General features: G+C 35.3%; 22 protein-coding genes, 1 other RNA gene and 1 riboswitch. Of the genes, 6 read left to right on the top strand and 17 right to left on the bottom strand.

All coding sequences use genetic code 11. The features are described from left to right. Positions 1 to 8 precede the first annotated feature (8 nt). The 8 genes from QQS35_RS04010 to QQS35_RS03975 form a co-directional block, all read right to left on the bottom strand. A complete protein-coding gene (locus QQS35_RS04010) occupies positions 9 to 1,046 on the bottom strand; it encodes a thiazole biosynthesis adenylyltransferase ThiF (RefSeq protein ID WP_285930889.1) in 1,038 nt (345 codons plus the stop codon). Next, positions 1,024 to 1,794 (bottom strand): thiazole synthase, encoded by a 771-nt coding sequence (locus tag QQS35_RS04005; protein WP_285930545.1) that lies wholly within the window; start codon positions 1,792 to 1,794, stop codon positions 1,024 to 1,026. Before QQS35_RS04005 ends, QQS35_RS04010 begins: the two co-directional genes overlap by 23 nt. A 1-nt stretch (position 1,795) precedes the next feature. Then, positions 1,796 to 1,999 (bottom strand): sulfur carrier protein ThiS, encoded by a 204-nt coding sequence (gene thiS / locus QQS35_RS04000; RefSeq protein WP_285930543.1) that lies wholly within the window; start codon positions 1,997 to 1,999, stop codon positions 1,796 to 1,798. A gap of 2 nt (positions 2,000 to 2,001) precedes the next feature. After that, positions 2,002 to 3,138 carry a glycine oxidase ThiO gene (thiO, locus tag QQS35_RS03995; RefSeq protein WP_285930541.1) on the bottom strand — a complete coding sequence of 379 codons (1,137 nt, stop codon included), beginning with the start codon at positions 3,136 to 3,138 and terminating at the stop codon, positions 2,002 to 2,004. 12 nt (positions 3,139 to 3,150) lie between these two features. Beyond that, positions 3,151 to 3,753: a thiazole tautomerase TenI gene (tenI, locus tag QQS35_RS03990; RefSeq protein ID WP_285930539.1), complete on the bottom strand. Its 603-nt coding sequence runs from the start codon at positions 3,751 to 3,753 to the stop codon at positions 3,151 to 3,153. A gap of 92 nt (positions 3,754 to 3,845) precedes the next feature. Then, positions 3,846 to 3,949: riboswitch (TPP riboswitch) on the bottom strand. Positions 3,950 to 4,051: 102 nt separating this feature from the next. Then, positions 4,052 to 4,303, bottom strand: coding sequence for a sporulation protein (locus QQS35_RS03985; RefSeq protein ID WP_285930538.1), 252 nt, complete (start codon positions 4,301 to 4,303; stop codon positions 4,052 to 4,054). Positions 4,304 to 4,425: 122 nt separating this feature from the next. Next, positions 4,426 to 5,562: a M20 family metallopeptidase gene (locus QQS35_RS03980; protein ID WP_285930537.1), complete on the bottom strand. Its 1,137-nt coding sequence runs from the start codon at positions 5,560 to 5,562 to the stop codon at positions 4,426 to 4,428. Between the two features lie 178 nt (positions 5,563 to 5,740). Then, positions 5,741 to 6,592, bottom strand: a complete 852-nt coding sequence (locus QQS35_RS03975) for a CvfB family protein (protein ID WP_285930536.1) — start codon at positions 6,590 to 6,592, stop codon at positions 5,741 to 5,743. 171 nt (positions 6,593 to 6,763) lie between these two features. Here QQS35_RS03975 and QQS35_RS03970 point away from each other — a divergent pair, with 171 nt between their 5' ends. Next, a complete protein-coding gene (locus QQS35_RS03970) occupies positions 6,764 to 7,213 on the top strand; it encodes a YaiI/YqxD family protein (protein WP_285930535.1) in 450 nt (149 codons plus the stop codon). Positions 7,214 to 7,402: 189 nt separating this feature from the next. Here QQS35_RS03970 and ssrS read toward each other — a convergent pair. The 4 genes from ssrS to QQS35_RS03950 form a co-directional block, all read right to left on the bottom strand. Beyond that, positions 7,403 to 7,589: non-coding RNA, 6S RNA (gene ssrS / locus QQS35_RS03965), on the bottom strand. Between the two features lie 30 nt (positions 7,590 to 7,619). After that, the gene (locus QQS35_RS03960) at positions 7,620 to 8,063 is read right to left on the bottom strand and encodes a VanZ family protein (RefSeq protein WP_285930534.1); all 444 of its coding nucleotides are present in this window, start codon (positions 8,061 to 8,063) and stop codon (positions 7,620 to 7,622) included. An 8-nt stretch (positions 8,064 to 8,071) separates the two neighbouring features. Next, positions 8,072 to 8,230, bottom strand: a complete 159-nt coding sequence (locus QQS35_RS03955) for a hypothetical protein (RefSeq protein WP_285930533.1) — start codon at positions 8,228 to 8,230, stop codon at positions 8,072 to 8,074. A 21-nt stretch (positions 8,231 to 8,251) separates the two neighbouring features. Then, entirely contained in the window at positions 8,252 to 9,037 is a 786-nt protein-coding gene (locus tag QQS35_RS03950; RefSeq protein ID WP_285930532.1) for an alpha/beta hydrolase, read from the bottom strand. Positions 9,038 to 9,326: 289 nt separating this feature from the next. Here QQS35_RS03950 and QQS35_RS03945 point away from each other — a divergent pair, with 289 nt between their 5' ends. Continuing rightward, positions 9,327 to 9,677: a hypothetical protein gene (locus tag QQS35_RS03945; RefSeq protein ID WP_285930530.1), complete on the top strand. Its 351-nt coding sequence runs from the start codon at positions 9,327 to 9,329 to the stop codon at positions 9,675 to 9,677. 175 nt (positions 9,678 to 9,852) lie between these two features. On the opposite strand, the gene QQS35_RS03940 is transcribed toward QQS35_RS03945, so the two are convergent. From QQS35_RS03940 to uvsE, 5 genes are all read right to left on the bottom strand, one after another. Next, entirely contained in the window at positions 9,853 to 10,749 is an 897-nt protein-coding gene (locus QQS35_RS03940; protein ID WP_285930529.1) for an EamA family transporter, read from the bottom strand. A gap of 452 nt (positions 10,750 to 11,201) precedes the next feature. Next, the gene (locus tag QQS35_RS03935) at positions 11,202 to 11,849 is read right to left on the bottom strand and encodes an SDR family oxidoreductase (RefSeq protein WP_285930528.1); all 648 of its coding nucleotides are present in this window, start codon (positions 11,847 to 11,849) and stop codon (positions 11,202 to 11,204) included. Between the two features lie 26 nt (positions 11,850 to 11,875). Next, positions 11,876 to 12,796, bottom strand: a complete 921-nt coding sequence (gene cysK, locus QQS35_RS03930) for a cysteine synthase A (protein ID WP_285930527.1) — start codon at positions 12,794 to 12,796, stop codon at positions 11,876 to 11,878. 18 nt (positions 12,797 to 12,814) lie between these two features. Beyond that, entirely contained in the window at positions 12,815 to 13,111 is a 297-nt protein-coding gene (locus QQS35_RS03925) for a rhodanese-like domain-containing protein (protein ID WP_285930526.1), read from the bottom strand. Positions 13,112 to 13,193: 82 nt separating this feature from the next. After that, on the bottom strand, positions 13,194 to 14,159 hold the full coding sequence (gene uvsE, locus QQS35_RS03920) for a UV DNA damage repair endonuclease UvsE (protein ID WP_285930525.1): 966 nt from the start codon (positions 14,157 to 14,159) through the stop codon (positions 13,194 to 13,196). A gap of 651 nt (positions 14,160 to 14,810) precedes the next feature. On the opposite strand from uvsE, the gene QQS35_RS03915 reads away from it, so the two are divergent. The 4 genes from QQS35_RS03915 (at position 14,811) to QQS35_RS03900 (ending at position 18,365) form a co-directional block, all read left to right on the top strand. Next, positions 14,811 to 15,740, top strand: a complete 930-nt coding sequence (locus QQS35_RS03915) for a 3'-5' exonuclease (protein WP_285930524.1) — start codon at positions 14,811 to 14,813, stop codon at positions 15,738 to 15,740. A gap of 307 nt (positions 15,741 to 16,047) precedes the next feature. Then, on the top strand, positions 16,048 to 16,194 hold the full coding sequence (locus QQS35_RS03910; protein WP_285930522.1) for a cytochrome c oxidase subunit 2A: 147 nt from the start codon (positions 16,048 to 16,050) through the stop codon (positions 16,192 to 16,194). Between the two features lie 14 nt (positions 16,195 to 16,208). After that, entirely contained in the window at positions 16,209 to 16,670 is a 462-nt protein-coding gene (locus QQS35_RS03905; protein ID WP_285930521.1) for a cytochrome c oxidase subunit II, read from the top strand. A 15-nt stretch (positions 16,671 to 16,685) separates the two neighbouring features. Then, complete coding sequence (locus QQS35_RS03900) at positions 16,686 to 18,365, top strand: cbb3-type cytochrome c oxidase subunit I (RefSeq protein ID WP_285930520.1); 1,680 nt, start codon at positions 16,686 to 16,688, stop codon at positions 18,363 to 18,365. Positions 18,366 to 18,421 lie beyond the last annotated feature (56 nt).

Genomic DNA, 18,421 nt, shown 5'->3' with positions numbered 1-18,421 from the left:
CTTTTCCTTTATCCTAAGTATTTATGGTAAATTGTCTTTGCTTCCGTTATATCCTTTGTTCCATGTATGAGCACTCTACCATCCTTGAAGATAACTAGCCTGTGCTCGCCTGTGTCAAACGAAAGCAAGTACGGATTTTTAGCCATTTTCCCATCAAAACTTTTCGCTAATATATCTGATAATGAATCTAAGTCTCTATCCATATTAATAGAAGGTCTGATTTGCACCGTATCTCTTCCACAAAGAACAGCCGTTTTTGTCTGAGCTTGATAAGATAAATAAGGATAACTTCTATTCGGACCACAAGATAAACAAGTTTCTTTTTTTACTTTTGCAACGGATAGAGCAACTCTTTCATTCTTCCAAATATCAAAGGATACAAGTTTTCCAGACAGCGCGTCATAGTCGTCAACTAATATTTTTAATGCTTCAGCAACTTGATAGGCAACAACCATTTGAACGGCTGGGCTAATAATCCCAACCGTATCGCAGGTTGCACCACCTAGTGGAACGGTTTCTAACAAACAATTTAAACAGGGAGTTTCCTCAGGAATAATTGTAAATGATATCCCATAACTGCCAACGCATGCTCCATAAATCCATGGTACATGATGTTTTTGAGAAAGATCATTGATTACTAACCTTGTGTCAAAGTTGTCAGTCGCATCCATGATTAAATCTACACTTGGAATTAGTTGCTCCAGTTCAGTTACTGAAGCATCCATAACATGTGCGTTTATTTTTACATCTGAATTTAATAACGATAATCTAGATTTTGCTGCAATAGCTTTTGGTGTTCTGTTTTGGGCATCACTTTCACTAAAAAGTAATTGTCTTTGTAAATTACTCCATTCCACATAATCCCTGTCGACTATTGTTAATTCTCCAATACCAGCCCTAACTAAAGATTCTGCACTTGCAGTACCTAAAGCACCAGCTCCGATAATTAACACATGTTTAGCACGAATTTTTTTTTGACCATTTTCACCAATAGGTTGAAACAGTAATTGTCTAGAAAACCGACTAAGATCCAACACTAATCCCATCCTTTGGACTACTTGCTGTTGCATATGGCTTCTTAGCAATTCTTCCAGCTTCATATCCCAGTCGACCTGCTTCAATAGCCAGTTTCATTGCTTTTGACATCTTAACTGGATCAGTTGCACCAGCGACAGCTGTATTAAGCAGGACGCCGTCTGCACCCATCTCCATCGCAATTGTTGCATCAGAAGGCGTTCCAATTCCTGCATCGACGATTACTGGTACATTAGATTGTTCAATAATGAATTTTAGATATAAAGGATTAATAATACCTTGCCCAGACCCTATTGGAGATGCTGCAGGCATTATTGCATGTGCTCCTAATTCTTCTAGCTTTCTAGCAAGAACAACGTCATCAGAGGTATAAGGAAGGACAGTAAAACCTTCCTCTAGTAATTGTTCCGTAGCTTTTAATGTTTCAACCGGGTCGGGTAATAATGTCTTGTCGCAACCGATAACTTCAACTTTAATCATGTCACACAGTCCAGATGCTTTAGCAAGTCTTGCTGTTCGAACAGCTTCTTCAGCAGTTTTTGCACCAGCCGTATTTGGTAACAATTTGTACTTTTTCAAATCAATTTTCTCTAAAAAGTTCGGTTGATTAGGTTCAAAAATATTCATTCTTCTTACAGAAAAGGTTAGTATTTCAGCACCAGATAATTCTACTGACTCTCTTTGAATATTATAATTTGGGTACTTCCCTGTTCCTAACAACAATCTAGATTTAAATTGGTATGATCCTATTTTTAACATTTCATCCGCCTCCTACAAAATTAACAATCTCAATTTTATCTCCATCAGAAATATGTGAATATTGGTGTTGTTCTTTGTTTAATATCGTTAAGTTATGTTCAACAATTAGGACTTTTTTATCAAGTTGATAGTACTTTATAAGTTGTGCCATCGTTTCTATCGAATCCGGTACCTCTACCTTATCTCCGTTAACTAAAAGATTCATTTCTACACCCCTTCACCAATAAGAATCATCTCTCTATCTAGCTTAAATGCATTTTCAAATAATGGATTGATAGGTTTATCTTCGACTAAATCAGCTATTAGCTCTCCAGTTATTGGTGCCAATAAAATCCCATTTCGATAATGACCGGTTGCTATGAACACACCATTTAAACTAGGATGTTTACCTAGAAAGGGTAATCCATCCTTTGTTTGAGGACGAATACCTGCCCAACTTGTTTCAAACTCTGTTTTAGCAATCGCTGGCAATAAACTGATTGCCCGACTCATTAATTGATTTATCCCACCTACGGTTACTTTTTTATCAAACGTATGTGGATTTGACGTAGCACCAATGATGATTCTTCCACCTTTTTTAGGTACAAGATAGCATCCCTCTGAAAATAAAGTACTCTTTAATAAAGGTTTGTGATGCAAAACTGAAAAACATTCCCCTTTAACTGGGTAAGCTTGAATGGATAGATTTGTTCTTGCAAGAATTCTTTTGCTCCACGCTCCTGCAGTAACAATTACGTTCTCAGCATAATAATTGCTAATAGGAGTAGCGATTCCTGTCACTTTCCCGCCTTCTTGTAAAATATCCTCTACTTCTGTGTATTCCAAAATGTCTACACCTAAAGAAACAGCTGATTTAGCAAACCCTAGTGTCAATTGCTTGGCTGAAACTTGCCCATCATTAGGGATATACATAGCTCCTCTGATTTCGGTGGAAATATTTGTTTCTTTTTTACAAACCTCAGTCGGTGAAAGCCATTCAACTTTCTCTCCAATACTCTGCTGGAATTCAATTATTTTTTTATAATGGCATTCTTCTTCTTCCGTTAAAGCGACTTTTAACATTCCTTCGTTAATAAGTTCAATGTCAACCCCTGATAGATTCTTCAATTGCTCAGATAGATTATGAAACATACTTCTGCTTTTTCTAGCAAGTTGAAACAATGGTCCATCTTGATCTAGCTCAGCTTGGGCTGCAAGCATTCCTGCTGCTGCACCCGAAGATTGTTCGGCAAGTCGGTCTTTTTCAACAATTAAAACAGAATGTCCCCTCTTAGCTAACTGGTAGGCGATTGAACATCCATTTACTCCCCCGCCAATAATAATAGAATCATAGGTATTCTTCATAGGTCTCTCCTTTTAGGATGATAATTGCTTGCGGTATTCTTTTACCTTTTTTAACGGATTAGGAGCTTCTAGGACACCTGACATTATAGCCACCCCATCAGCTCCACAATCTAATACAGCTTTTACATCGTTGGGTTTAATTCCTCCAATAGCAATGACGGGAATATTTGTCGACTTAACGATATATACTAAATTGTTAAGCCCTCTTGGTTTCATACTTGGCTTAGATTTGGTATCAAATATGTGTCCATAGATTACGTAGTCAGCATTCTCTTTCTCAGCTTTCATAGCTTCGGGTAGGGAGTGTACAGAACATCCAACCTTCATCCCTACAAAGGAGCTTTTTATTTCACTCGCTGTAAAACTATGAAAACCCACATGAACGCCATAACATTTTTTAAGGAAAGCGATATCCGCCCTGTCATTAATTATTATTTTAGATTTTTCTACTCCTTTAATCTTCAAACAGTTTACTATTTCGATTATTTCTCTGGCTGATCTCGACTTTTCTCGCAAATGAATAAAATCAACATAAGGGTGGATGACAGAAATAATGCCAACAAATTCTTCTATAGATTGTTTACCAGTTGAGATGATATGGAGTTGATTACGCATTACCAACCTCCTTTTTAGAACGTAAAAAACCACCTACTCCGTATGGAAAGGTGGTTGACTTGTAAATTAAATGTTTATCATAATGAGACATTTACAATAATTAACCACTTCCCTACGCTGGTTCTAACCAGATCAGGTTCCAAGGGTCCGGAATTATCCCGTCTCAGTCGTTCATTCGACTCCCCTAGTGAATATTTTGAATTTTGAATTTTGAATTTGTAAACAGTTTAACATACTATTATTATTTTTCAACTCTCTTTTTCAAATACAAGCAACACGAACATAAAGTCGCTTCAATTTAATACAGCAGTTCATAGACTTCATTCAATTGATAGCCACGTTCATGATCCCCTGATTCATTAGCATGATGCATTTCTTTATTAATAAGCTGGCTAAGCATTTGAACTTTTTCTGGATCTAATGCTTCAACAAAGTCTTTCTCCGAAGTGTAGTTTTGTTGAACAAGTGAATTTGCAATATCACGTATTGCTTCATTTTCTTCCGTATAATTAGATAGCACTTCACGTAAATAAGCCAAATTTTGATCCATTTTTACCATCCTTTCATGCTCAGAATATCAATAATCAGTCATCAATAGGATGTTTATTTTCATCAAAAATATTCGGATTATATTTTAATTGAGCATATTTAGAAAACCGTTATATTATTGGTTTACTTTTCACTCAAACGTTGAATTACAGTTGCTAATAACAACGTACGCGGGGTAATCGATTCAAGTTCTAAGTACTCTTTATCACTATGCGCATTACCACCAACGGGACCTAAACCATCAATCGTTGGGATACCTAGTGCAGCAGTAAAAGATGCATCTGAACCTCCACCAGTCGCTGTATCTTTAACTTTAACTCCGATCGAAACACCAGCTTCTTTAATTATCTTTAATAGTAATTCTGTCTTTTTTGTCTTTTCCATTGGAGGTCGATTTATTTCTCCCTCTAACGAAACGCTAGTTCCATATACATCGGTTGAGGCACAAATTTCTTCTAATTTTTCCTCTAAAGGTATAGCCTGATCCATCTCTGATATACGAATATCAATTTGAGCTGTTGCATGCTCCGATATCGTGTTTACAGATGAACCTCCTTCAATCACTCCTACATTTACATTAATACCGTGGTCTGGATCCGAAAGTTCGTGGAGTTGGATAACCTTATGTGCTAGTTCCTCTATCGCACTTCTACCCTTTTCTGGTTCAATACCAGAATGTGCTGCTTTACCAAGTACACTTAATGTATAATTACCTTTTCCTCTTCTAGATGATACGAGCGCACCATTTTTTCTTGCTGGTTCCATAACTAATGCATATTTTTTATTGGAAGCCATTTTTTCGATAAGCTGTCTTGATGTGATTGAACCAATTTCTTCATCACTATTTATAACAATTTGAACATCTTTATAACCTAAGTTTCCAGTTTCTATTAAAGATTTTAGTGCGTATAATAGTGTTACGAGACTCGCTTTCATATCAATTACTCCAGGTCCATAAGCTCGATCCCCCTTGATTCTAAATGGACGTTCGTTTGCAGTTCCCTTTGGAAAAACAGTATCCATATGAGCAAGGACAATGATATTCGGTTCAATCGCATCTTTATGTTGAATTATTAAATGATTACCAAATTCTTTTTCATGAGAAACATTAACAATAAAGCCTAGCTGTTTATAATAATCAGTTAATATCTGCCCTACTTTATCTACACCTTGTTTATCATGACTTCCACTATCTATACTGACCAATTGTTTTATTAGTTGTAACATAGCATCATGTTGTTGCTCTATATATTTAAGCATCTTTCTTCCCCTGTTCTTTTTAAGAAAAACTTAGGCCTAGCCTCGTCTTTAAAGTGAATAATCGAATGCCTTAACTTTTCTTAACTACTTTACTGAATACATTAAAGTTATCAAAATAATACTACAATTTGTCAACAATAGCTATAAGAATTGGTAAGATTATCATTAGTGACACATGTTATTTTAGATATGTTTTACCATCTTGTTGCTCTATTTTTTTATCTTTCATTAACTTACCCAATGCACGTTTGAATGCTGCTTTACTCATGTTAAACGTGCTTCTAATATCATCAGGGTCACTTTTATCACTGAAGGGAACAACGCCATCATTTTCTTTTAAATACGAAAGAATGACATCTGCATCTTCGACCATACCATATTTTTTAAACGGAAGAAGAGACACGTTTAAAGTCCCATCTTCTTTAACTTGAATGACTCTACCTTTTACCCATTCACCCAAGCGTGGATCTTGCTTTCGTTCTGTATGATGGATAAATCCTCGGTAACCTTCCTCTGTAATGATTACAGCCCCTTCTTTACTTGTCCTGAAAATCCTTCCACTTATTGGAGCATTATGTAGCGTTTCAGGTGCTTTATCCCATTCGTCTTCAAAATCTGCCTCCGTAACAGGTTTGGCTATTAACTTACCTCTTTTATCCTTATCAAGAGCAACATATAGCACGTCCCCTTTTTCAGGCCATACACGACTTAAAAGTGGAAGATGGTCTGAAGAAACCAACACGCCTTTATTAATACCAATATTGACAAACACCCCGAGATCCTTAACCACTTCAACTACCTCTGCCCAATCAAAAGTGTCAAATCGAACGGATGGAAGAGTCATCGTCGATACGAGTTCCCCTTTTTTATCTTGGTATAAGAATACCTCAACTTCCTGCTCTGTTTGCAATTCATCAATAGCTTCGCTTATATGTAAGAGAATTTCATTTTCTCCATCTGTAAGGACATAACCAGTATCTATCTTTCTTACTACTTTCAGTTTCTCAACCGAGCCTACTTGTAAATTCATTCAAAAGCCTACTTTCTATAACGTTTATTTTATTTATACTACTGTTTCAATTATAACGAATTCAATGATACTATTAAATCCAAATGAAATTAATGTATATGTACTTATTATTAGTTGGAACGTCACTTTTAAAACTTATTACAACGAAAAAATTAAAAAGGAGAAAGTTATATGAACATATATATAGACGCTGATGCTTGCCCAGTTAACAATATCGTTATAGAAGAAGCCAGAAAAGCAAATATTCCTGTTATTTTAGTGAAGAGCTTTTCACATTATTCTAACAAAGAAGATCCAACCGGTGTTACTTCCATTTATGTTGATCATGGTGCCGATGCCGCTGACTACAGAATTATGGCACTGGCCAAAAGTCTTGATATTATTATTACACAGGATTATGGACTTGCTTCATTAGCTCTTGGGAAAGGGTGTATTGTGTTACACCATAAGGGCTTTAAATACACAATAAACAATATGGACGAACTCCTTCAAACTCGTCACGCAAATGCAAAAGCCAGACGCGGTGGCTTTAAAACAAGAGGACCAAAAGCACTAACAGAATCTGACCGAGAAAAATTCAGATCCGTATTACTTCAAGAATTTCAGAACCAGAATATTTGAAATATGAACAGAAACCTGACGTGTTATGTAGTATTCTTCTTTTATCCCCACCTAAGCCAAATATGACCACGGGGTGGGCGCGGATATGGACGTCGCTGTTTCTGCATGATATGCGCGTTTAGAAAATTTAAAAGTTACCTAAACAAATAAAAAACCAGTTCCAACAGGAACTGGTTAATAATTTTTAATAGTAAAGCCACAATTGCCGTAAATTAATGATGAAAGTTTTAAACCACCACTCCTCAAAGTGGGTGTTTGCAGAAACCTTCCTGTCTTCCTCTAATCTTTCGAGGCATGACATTTCAGCTCAATATAAAACTCCCTATTACAGTATAAAGGTTAAAACTTATAATCATTACGTACATCGTAGCCTGTATCACTATAATACATTATCCTTTTGAGATTATCAATGGAAACTTTTGCACACTATCTTTTGTAACATACGAACCAATAAAAATCCGCATAATCCACCAATCGTATTTAGAATTATGTCATCTACATCAAATGCTCCTAATCTTGTTAACCATTGGGTAATTTCAATAACTAATGAACACAAACTCGAAATTATCAATGTATTAGTAAAAGTATTCACCTTGTTCCAAACAATTGGTAGTAAAAAACCTAGTGGTATAAACGCCAATATATTTCCAAAAAAGTTGTCTGTTAATAGTTCCATTCCTATATTATCGAGGCTAAGTAAATGGCGAGTTATCGATCTAAATGGGATCAAATTGTAATCAACGATTCCTTTAACTTCTTGACGATAGTGAGAAAAAAACAGTAAATAAAGTAAAAAAGATAGATATAACATTAAACATACAAAAGCAAATACCTTTATAACTCTTTGCATCGATATTCTTATTCCTGTTCTTCAGGCTTTCGTTGGTGTTCTATAATTTCAGCAATATTACTTATATGCCATCTTTGTGCAGTATCATCTGCTACTTCGTATTCTTTACCTTGTCTAAGAAGATTGCCATTATATGTTGTTTGTACTAGCATTTTAATTTTTGTCAATTTCATTTTCCTCCCGTATGGTTAAAAACCCTTCCCTTTCAACCAAATTTCGCATAATGTAGTCCACATACTAACCGAGTATGAGTCTTTAGCTAGACCTAATCCGTGTGGTCCGCTCTCAAATATATGTAATTCATGTGAGACGTTGTGTTTACTTAAGGATTCTACAAAATGTATGCTGTTTTCAACTGGTACACTTGAATCATCTGCAGTATGCCATAGAAAGGTAGGTGGCGTTTTCTCGTCTACATGCTTTTCATTCGAATAATAATTAACGAGACTTTCCTCGTGGTTTCTTCCTAGCAGTGTTTGTTTACTGCCAAGATGTGTGTACTTGCCCATTGTAATAACAGGATAACATAATATCATAAGGTTAGGTCGATTACTTTGTTGTGAAATAGGATCTTCATCAACGAGATGATCCCCCTCAAAATGGGTTCCTACTGTCGAAGCCAAATGACCTCCAGCTGAAAAACCTAACACACCAACTCTGTCCTTGTCTATCTGCCATTCATCCGCATAATGTCTAACCATTTTAATTGCACGTTGTGCGTCTTCCATTGGATACGTATGGAAGTCTGGGTTGACACGATAATTTAAGACAACAGCGGATATTCCTAAACTATTCAACCATTTCGCAACGGGGCTTCCCTCGTGATCTGCACGGTGGCTGTATCCTCCTCCTGGTATTACTATAATTAATGGATATCTACTATTTCCCTCTAACAAATAAGGTGTCATACTTGGACAGTGTTCATTAGCACCCTCAGCCCTTATCGCTTCACTTGGGTATAATTTTATATTCATCATACACCTCCAAAATTATTAAGTTTGTCGAGATATAATTCGACACCAAGAATTCTATCCCTTTAAATTAAATATTTTTTCATTTTAATAACTATTTATTAGATGCAGGTATATAGAAATCGTTATATTTAACCGCATACAGGTTTATGAATTTAATCCTTGTGATAGTTTTGGTTAAATATAACAAAACTAGGTAAGAGTCCATACCATAAAGGTACCATTTACATATAGTGTTACGGAAAGCCTATTAGACAGATTCCTTAAGGGGAGACGAAAGGAGAAAATAATTATGTATCAAAATCAACATTATCAAGCACAACCATACGGGGGACAACAAGAAGATTATAGACAATTCGGTTTTAGTCCTCTAGGCGCCGGTCTACTTGGTTTAGGTGTAGGTTACCTAGGGGGAGAACTTTTAGATGGACCAGGCTATGGAGGGTATGGTTACCCAGGCTATGGTGCTGGATTTGGTGGATACCCAGGAGTAGGCTATGGACCAGGCGCTGGATTCGGACCAGGGTTCGGCGGCTATCCAGGACCGGGCTTTGGGCCAGGCGCTGGATTCGGACCAGGGTTTGGCAGCTATCCGAGACCGGGATATGGACCACGACCAGGGTTCGGACCAGGTCCTTTCTAATAAGTTTAATAGTAAGTGGAAATCACTGATTTCCACTTACTAAATCAAGTTTTCTATGAACCATTTATTAGATAAAAAATATAAACTATGAAAATAAATAACCACAGTGATCCTACAATAGGTCCACTGTGGTTTTATTTGAAGTCCAGCTCATGTTCTTATTTATCAATCAATATCAAAAACTATTTTTTGGGATTTTCTGTTTAGCAAATATAGTTAAAAATAATGAAATAATAACAAGAAAAAAACCACTCCATTGCCATCCGGATAAAACATCTTGAAAAATGAATATTCCAATCATCATCGATACAATTAATTCTACTGTGGAAAGGATAGCAGCTTTACTAGATTCAATATAAGTTAAACCAAGTGTATATAGCGTATAAGCAAATATAGTGGAAATAATTGAAATCCCTAATATATATAACCACACTTTTACATCGGTGAAAACGGAAGCCTTTTGCCAAATGGAACTAGTTGGAATCATGAATAAACTCCCACAAATCAAGGAGTATATCGTTATTGTGACGGGATGATATGTTTTACATACATGTTTTCCAATCACACTATATAAGGAGCAAAAAAATCCAGCTAGAACCCCCAAAAGCACCGTACCGAGAGATACCTCTTCAAGTCCATTAGGAAATAATCCAACAACAAATCCGCATCCAATCAGCATCAATATAATCGCTATTGCTTTTTGTTTAGAAATGAACTCTTTAAAAAGGAATCTTGCAATTATCGAAGCAAATATCGGTGATGTGTATACTAAAATTACAGCAATAGAAAGTGAGGCTCTTTCTATGACAGCAAAATAACACCAGTTAAAAAAAGCTATACTGAAAATTCCAAGTCCAAAGAAGTAAGGAAGATCTCTCCATTTGATTTTTAAATACCATGGTTTAAAAATATACAATGAAACAAACAAAATAAAACTAGAAACAGTCATTCGGATTGTAACCACTTCCCATGGAGAAAAACCAAAAGAATACAACATTTGCACAAATAGTCCTGTTACACCCCAAAAAGCAGCACCTATAATAACCAGTCCATAAGCTATATAAATATTCATAGCCTTCCCCTCCCTTTCTCTCTATCTACAGGTTAGGTATCTTCTGAAAAAGACTACTATCATTTATTCTTATTAAGATATTACTCATAAGAAAAGCAAGTGTTACTGTTTAATTTAACCTATATAACGAAGATAAGCAAACTTAGAAAAATTTAAACAAACGTTTGATTAACTTTTGTTTTTAAGCCTTGGTGAGATAGCTTGAAACCATTAAAAGGTGAGACAAACTAACTGAAAATTATGATGTGAGCACTATAATACATAAATTTATCTCATGCTTTATTTTTGCTACAATGTACTCATCCTAGATAATTAAGACTTTAAACGGATCAATCTGCAAGTATCTATGCCAGTTAACATGGTATACACAGACAAATAAACTAATTCCTAGACCAAAAATAAAAGTCTGACAGATTTAACTGCCAGACTAGGCTATAATAAATACGATTTAATTAGCTTAATGCATCTAATGCTTTACTAATCTCTAATTCTCCTGAAATTAAATCAAAAGATTTCCTGAATGTATGTTTATTATCCAATGCTGCGATTACCGTAGATGCGACATCTTCTCTTGGTATTGAACCACTTAGTAAGTTTTCAGCGATAGAAATTTTCCCAGTACCTTTTTCATTGACTAGGCCACCTGGTCTAATAATCGTATAGTTTAAATTGCTGGATATTAAGATTTTATCAGCGTAGTGCTTAGCTGCATAGTAAGGCCTTATTTTATCATTCCAATTTTCACGATTATGCGCTTGAAGAGCACTAACAATGATAAATCGGTCCACACCTGATATGACAGCTGCTTCCACTGTTTTTACAGCACCATCTAAATCAATTAATAGTGTTTTATCAAAACCTGTTTTTCCACCAGATCCAGCTGTGAAAATAATAGCATCAACTTTTTTCATTACGGCTACTAAAGCGTCGACACTTCCCTCTAAGTCACCAATCACACTGTCGATACCTTTTTCAGTTAGATGTTTAGCTTGTTCTTGTGTTCTAACCATTGCAATTACTTCATGGTTATCGTTATTAGATAATTGATGTATGATGTGACTTCCAATTTGACCATTAGCTCCAACAACAAGTGTTTTCATCAACTCAGCCTTTCTATTTTAAAAATTTACTCATCAAATAGATTCATGCTTAAATAACGTTCTCCTGTATCTGGAGCAATACATACAACTTTTTTACCCTTACCTAATCTTTTTGCCACTTCTATCGCTGCATAGACGGCAGCTCCACCTGACGGGCCTACAAAAATACCTTCTTTAGAAGCTAATTCTTTGAATGTATTAATAGCGTCTTCATCACTAATTTGTATGATTTCATCATAAACACTTGTATTTAAAATACTTGGTACAAAGCCAGGACTAGTCCCCACTAATTTATGTTTTCCAGGCTTACCACCTGAAAGAACAGGAGACCCTTTTGGCTCGACTACTGCAATATAAATACCTGGAATTAACTCTTTAAGTTTTTCACCAGTACCTGTAACCGTTCCTCCTGTTCCAGCAGTAGCGATAAATGCATCTAACTGATTATCAACTTGTTTCGCTATCTCTATAGCAGTTGTTGTACGATGAATATCAGGGTTTGCACTATTCTCAAATTGTTGTGGAATAAAACTATTAGGAATCTGTTTATGTAATTCTTTTGCTCTTTCTATTGCACCCGGCATTTTTTTATCACTTGGAGTTAAATCTACCTTAGCCCCAAATGCCTTAAGAATATTAATTCGTTCTTTTGTCATATTATCTGGCATTACAAGAATAGCTTTATAGCCTTTGGCAGCGGCGGTCATTGCTAGTCCAATTCCTGTGTTACCACTTGTAGGTTCAATAATCGTATCCCCGGGATGAATGATTCCTTGTTCTTCTGCAGTTTTTATCATATTAAATGCAGCACGATCCTTCACACTGCCGGAAGGGTTAAACATTTCAAGTTTTACATAAATCTCTGCTGCATCTTTAGGAACTAAACGGTTTAGTTTAACGAGAGGTGTATCTCCAATCAACTCGGTTATGTTGTTAACTACCTTCATGACTTTCTTTCCCCCTATTTATTTTGTCGGTCCTTGCCAATCAAGCATTCCACCGACCATATTGGCTACTTTATAACCATGACTATCTAAAAATTGACAAGCATGAGCGCTACGTTGACCAGAGCGACAAACAATAATGTAATCTTTATCTTTATTCAATTCATCCATACGTGATTCAACATCGCCAAGTGGAATATGAATAGCCGTTGGAATAATGCCAGATGCGACTTCTACGTCTTCCCTTACATCAATGATATTGACTTCATTTTCTTCACCTAACGCTTGTTCAACTTCCACTGGTGTTACTTCTTTCATAATGATCCTCCCTTTACAACCCATTTATTATTTATCATACCAAGTACATGACTAACATACCACCGTTTTGATTGATTAAAAATTAGTGTAGGCGAATTGTGCCATTGTTAATCCAATCCACATCTTTATTCTCTTTTAAGTTTCGCATTAATTGAAATAACGCATCATCTTTTTGTTTTGCTTCAATCATACAGTCCACTTGCTCAACACTACCATTAACCTTTTTTGCGAAATCTAAAAATAGTTCTGGTTCTATATAGTCAGCATGATGCCTAAACTGTTTTTCATTTTTAGGACTTGATAAATGAATTTTAATTGGTACATTAGAATCCTTCCATGTGTGAACAATTCGATCCCAATAAACCATCCAATCAGATTGTTCATGGTTTGCTAAGTGGTGATGAATATCAAATACTAATGGAATAGATAATTTTTCACATAAAAATAACACATCTTCCACATGAAAGGTTTTATCATCATTTTCCAGAATAATCATTTGTTGTATTCTTTTTGAAACCCTTCCCCAATTTTCTATAAACCTTTCTAACGCTTCAGGCTTATTACCATAACTACCTCCTACATGTAATACGCATCGGTGAATTGGATTAATATTCATTGCAGTCAGTAAATCAAAGTGATACTTCAGATTTTTCACAGAGCTTTTTACTATATCTGTTTTTGTGGAATTTAAGACAACGAAATGATCTGGATGAAACCCGATTCTCATGTCGTTTTCTGTTGCAAAATCCCCCAATTGCCTAAGCTTTTCTTTCGTATTCTCTATGTAATTCCATCCTGCTAATTCTTCATGTGTTGCTAGTGGAATTAACTTAGAGCTCAATCTAAAAAGGGATATATCAAATGCTTTATTATGTTTTAATAGTCGAATGCAATTTTCTATATTTGTATTTGCAAGCAATTCAAGTTTCCTTACCGCAGCCTCACGGTTTGTATGTTGAATGAAATTTTTATATGTCATCGTTTGAGAAGGTGAACTATTTTTTACGTGTTTACTCATTGCTACATAACCAAAACGAAAAATTGTCATATTGTAACTCCCCTCATAATTCATCTAATGATATTATGAACAAATAGTTATTATTTATAAATAAAGTCCAATTAGATGAACATACATTCAAACACTGTGCAGATGTGTTATCGTATGTGAAAATCAGTTCTAGAACTTTTGGTATATGGAGGCAGAATCAATAATATGGAAATCTTTGTAGTATCTACATAATTGTAGTAATGAGGTAATTATTGGGTTAGTATCCTTGATTGCAACTCAGACTCCAATCGCAACAGAAGCAAAATCTGAACTAATGTAGCAGTACCTTCTATTATATGAAACTGTGTATTTAATACCGAGGTGAACAATACAATCTTGCAACAAGTATTACTGATACCTCCTTATCGTGATTGTCGTTGTTAGTAGTAGCCCACTTGAACAAAATGCTAAAGGTCATTATTCTATCTGCCATGCCAACATTTATGTTATAAACCGTATTATTTTCAAAGTACACAAACGAACAATCGGCTGTTATTACTACCATCTACTCCACATCTTTTCATTGTTTACTATTCCACTTATAACATTAATAAGCTTATGGTTGACTTAATGCAACTTTGGAAATAATTACACCTTCTTTATAATAAAATAATCGATTATAATAGTATGCTGGAGAGGAGGATAAATTAAATGGCGGAAGTGAAACATTTTGTCTTTTTTGATTTTGAAATGATTTGTTCTAATCGTGGTATGCCTTTTGAAGATATGGAAGCTATCCGCTTAGGCGCTGTTAAATATGAAATCGAAACAGAAAAAGTAACCTATTTTGATCAATATATTCGCCCAACAAAATTAAAACCTCTAAGTAATTTTTGTAAAAAACTAACAGGAATACATGATTCAGACTTAGTTGATGCAAATACATTTGAAGATGTATTCGCTTCATTCCTAACTTGGGTTGGTGGCGTTAAAAAATCACGTTTTTTTTCGTGGTCAAAAAGTGATTTAACGCGATTAAAATTAGATGCTGAAAAACATCCTATCTCTTCAACAACTATTGATAAAATAGAAGCTAGGTATTTAGACTTTCAAGATATTCTATCAAAAAGAGTTTCTAAAAATAACCTATCTGTTCAAAACGCTTTAGATTTATACGGACTAGAATTTATTGGACAACAACACAATCCTATGTATGATGCATACAACACATTAAGAATCTACATTAGTTTTTCAAACCAAGCGTTGAAATCCGATTTAATCATGCTTAATCACTTTATTTTTGATGGAGAAGTAACAGAAATCACATCAAGAATAAATGTGCTGTTAAAGGAAGAAATGAAACGAGATTTAGAGATTTTACTCGAGGATATGAAAGACATCTATCATTTGAAACATGCTCAAAAAATGATTAAAAAAGTAAAGCGACTAGTTAAGAAATATGAAAATATTCTAATCAACAGATCTGGGTTATTTTCAAAAGATAACATAAATGTAGTTCGTATGATTAAAGAGTTTTATGAAGAATTGCTGATCACCTATCAAAATCACTTTACACACTCATCTAAAATAATGATTTTGGATGATCACATTATCAAACCGATAAAACACTTAGCAATTTGAAGCGAAGGCTATGTCTTCCTTTGTACATAATCTATACCACTTTACACCCTTCACTTTCTTCTCTATATTTTATTACCCTCCTTCATAATATCCATACACTATGAATCATTTTCAAATTAGTATTTTCTATTTTCTCCCTAACTCTCTTACCTTTTTATCACTAACTCTCAAATTCCTGTTTTTCTTTCTATTAATTCATTTTAATGATTGTGTTTAATATCACAGGTACCCGTGATTTAGTTCACTTTTAAGTATCTTTTGTTTAATTAAAATAATAGTAAGCAATCTTGGTTAGGAGGAGATACGTATGATACAGACAAAACCAAACGATTCCCACAAAGAATTACATGATGAAAAATCACTTAAAGGCACTCTATTTTCTGTAGGTGTTTTAGCAGCGGTTATTGTAGTTATGTGGGTAACTGTATTTTGGATTTATATGGATAGAGTCTAAGGGAGGTAATTTAGATGCAGCGGTTAGAAGAAATTTGGATTACAGTAAGTGTCGGTATATTAATTGTATTTATGATAATTGTTGGTTATCAAACATTTGCCTTAGGTATGGGTCCACCTAGTCATAAAGAAGTAATTGATCCTCAAAAAGTGGATACGACAGCTCCATTTAACAATCCAGGAATCAAAGAAATTGGCGACAATGAGTTTGAAGTAGTCATGACTTTGCAGGCATTTGGTTTTACGCCTAATAGTATTGAACTACCTGTTGGAGCAGAAGTCCATTTCACGATGACTTCTAAAGATGTTACACACGGATTCCAAATCCCTGGAACAAACATAAATGCAATGGTGATGCCTGGTCATATCCAAAAGATTTCACATACGTTCACAAAACCAGGTGAGTATTTAGTTATCTGTAATGAATATTGTGGCATCGGACACCAAGCGATGAGTACTACGATCACGGTGAAATAAAGGAGGGAAACAATAATGGAACAAACACTTAGAGAAACAATTCGTAACAATCCTAAGAAAATATTAGGTGTAAATCCTAACGATGCAAAAGTCTCACTTTCTTATTTAACTGTTGCATTCGTCTCCTTATTGATTGGCGGGATACTAGGTATGCTTCAAGGATTGGAACGAGCGGGACTAATTCAATTACCTTCATGGTTAAACTATTATCAGGTGTTAACTGCACACGGTTTACTATTATTAGTAGTTTTTACTGCTACATTTACGATAGGTTATCAATATGCGAACCTTTCCCATTCTTTTGGTGGGTTACTTTCTAAAGTGCGCAAACTAGCTTGGATAGGTTTCGCCTTAATGCTCATTGGCGTTGTCATGGTTACAGTGATGATTGTGTTAAATGAAGCATCGGTATTATATACATTTTATCCACCACTTGCAGCGCATCCGATTTTTTATATTGGATTAGTCTTTGTAGTTCTTGGTATATGGGCATGTTGCTTTGGAGTATTCATCAATTATCGTTATTGGCGAAAAAACCACCCCGGGCAAACAACACCAATACTAGCATTCTTTGCAATGGGGGTATTTATATTATGGTTTTTCGCAAGTATCGGCGTAACCATTGAAGTGTTCACATTGATTCCTTGGTCAATGGGACTTGTAGAAACGACTAATGTTATGGTTGGAAGAACTTTGTTTTGGTGGTTTGGACACACATTAGTAAACATCTGGTATCTTGTCGCAACGTCTGCTTGGTATGTAATTGTACCTAAAATAATTGGTGGTAGACACTTCAGTGAGAAGTTAATAAGGCTTGTTATTATTTTATTAGTAATTTTAAATATTCCTGGTGGATTTCACCATCAAATTGTTGATCCTGGTATCTCACAATCCGTTAAATTCTTACATGTATTTATGAGTTTATCGATTGCTGTACCATCACTTATGACCGCATTTGCTATGTTCTTTGTGCTTGAAAGAACAGGAAGAAAATTGGGTGGTAAAGGGTTACTAGGTTGGCTCAAGAAATTGCCTTGGGGTGATGTACGTTTCCTAGCTCCAATGATAGCGATGATTTCCTTCATCCCTGGTGGTGCTGGGGGAATTGTAAACACTAGTAATCAATTAAACCAAGTTATTCATAATACCATGTGGGTTGTAGGACATTTCCATATTACTGTCGGTGTATCCGTAGTTCTTACATTCTTTGGTATTTGTTATTGGTTAATTCCATATCTATCTAAGCGTCAATTAACACCGAAAATGAATAAAATAGGTGTGATTCAGACGTACGTTTGGACAGTTGGTATGGCGTTAATGGCTGGATCTATGCATATCGTAGGACTATTAGGAGACCCAAGACGTACATCAGATACTACGTATGGTGGTCACGAGATTGCAGTTAGCTGGATACCTTATGAAATGGTATTTGCAATTGGAGCTACTTTATTATTAATTGGCGTTATCATTCAAGTATATGCGGTATTTAACATGATGTTCTTTGCACCAAAAGGTCATACGGAATTTCCAGTAGCTGAACCAGAAGATGATGCAACACCAGCACCACTATGGACTGAACGGTGGGGACTTTGGATTGTATTGTTAATTGCTGTTATTTCAATGGCTTATGTAGTTCCAATTGTAGACATGATCTTAAACGCACCTCCAGGTTCACCACCAATTCGCACGTGGTAATGTAGCGGAACTAGAGATCAGTAAAAGGATTACTATCCTCTTGCTGACCTCTGATT

Source organism: Aquibacillus rhizosphaerae (assembly GCF_030282825.1).
Classification (GTDB): domain Bacteria; phylum Bacillota; class Bacilli; order Bacillales; family Amphibacillaceae; genus Aquibacillus_C; species Aquibacillus_C rhizosphaerae.
The sequence above is the reverse complement of the archived record's forward strand: the minus strand, read 5'-3'. Positions and strand labels throughout refer to the sequence as shown.

Excerpts from the sequence above, each read along its gene's own strand:
- QQS35_RS04005 (WP_285930545.1), bottom strand. The coding sequence starts at position 1,794 with ATGTTAAAAATAGGATCATACCAATTTAAATCTAGATTGTTGTTAGGA.
- tenI (WP_285930539.1), bottom strand. The coding sequence starts at position 3,753 with ATGCGTAATCAACTCCATATCATCTCAACTGGTAAACAATCTATAGAA.
- QQS35_RS03945 (WP_285930530.1), top strand. The coding sequence starts at position 9,327 with ATGTATCAAAATCAACATTATCAAGCACAACCATACGGGGGACAACAA.
- QQS35_RS03950 (WP_285930532.1), bottom strand. The coding sequence starts at position 9,037 with ATGAATATAAAATTATACCCAAGTGAAGCGATAAGGGCTGAGGGTGCT.
- cysK (WP_285930527.1), bottom strand. The coding sequence starts at position 12,796 with ATGAAGGTAGTTAACAACATAACCGAGTTGATTGGAGATACACCTCTC.
- QQS35_RS03905 (WP_285930521.1), top strand. The coding sequence starts at position 16,209 with ATGCAGCGGTTAGAAGAAATTTGGATTACAGTAAGTGTCGGTATATTA.
- QQS35_RS03935 (WP_285930528.1), bottom strand. The coding sequence starts at position 11,849 with ATGAAAACACTTGTTGTTGGAGCTAATGGTCAAATTGGAAGTCACATC.
- QQS35_RS03915 (WP_285930524.1), top strand. The coding sequence starts at position 14,811 with ATGGCGGAAGTGAAACATTTTGTCTTTTTTGATTTTGAAATGATTTGT.
- QQS35_RS03985 (WP_285930538.1), bottom strand. The coding sequence starts at position 4,303 with ATGGATCAAAATTTGGCTTATTTACGTGAAGTGCTATCTAATTATACG.
- thiO (WP_285930541.1), bottom strand. The coding sequence starts at position 3,138 with ATGAAGAATACCTATGATTCTATTATTATTGGCGGGGGAGTAAATGGA.
- thiS (WP_285930543.1), bottom strand. The coding sequence starts at position 1,999 with ATGAATCTTTTAGTTAACGGAGATAAGGTAGAGGTACCGGATTCGATA.
- QQS35_RS04010 (WP_285930889.1), bottom strand. The coding sequence starts at position 1,046 with ATGGGATTAGTGTTGGATCTTAGTCGGTTTTCTAGACAATTACTGTTT.
- QQS35_RS03925 (WP_285930526.1), bottom strand. The coding sequence starts at position 13,111 with ATGAAAGAAGTAACACCAGTGGAAGTTGAACAAGCGTTAGGTGAAGAA.
- uvsE (WP_285930525.1), bottom strand. The coding sequence starts at position 14,159 with ATGACAATTTTTCGTTTTGGTTATGTAGCAATGAGTAAACACGTAAAA.
- QQS35_RS03980 (WP_285930537.1), bottom strand. The coding sequence starts at position 5,562 with ATGCTTAAATATATAGAGCAACAACATGATGCTATGTTACAACTAATA.
- QQS35_RS03970 (WP_285930535.1), top strand. The coding sequence starts at position 6,764 with ATGAACATATATATAGACGCTGATGCTTGCCCAGTTAACAATATCGTT.
- QQS35_RS03975 (WP_285930536.1), bottom strand. The coding sequence starts at position 6,592 with ATGAATTTACAAGTAGGCTCGGTTGAGAAACTGAAAGTAGTAAGAAAG.
- QQS35_RS03900 (WP_285930520.1), top strand. The coding sequence starts at position 16,686 with ATGGAACAAACACTTAGAGAAACAATTCGTAACAATCCTAAGAAAATA.
- QQS35_RS03910 (WP_285930522.1), top strand. The coding sequence starts at position 16,048 with ATGATACAGACAAAACCAAACGATTCCCACAAAGAATTACATGATGAA.
- QQS35_RS03960 (WP_285930534.1), bottom strand. The coding sequence starts at position 8,063 with ATGCAAAGAGTTATAAAGGTATTTGCTTTTGTATGTTTAATGTTATAT.
- QQS35_RS03940 (WP_285930529.1), bottom strand. The coding sequence starts at position 10,749 with ATGAATATTTATATAGCTTATGGACTGGTTATTATAGGTGCTGCTTTT.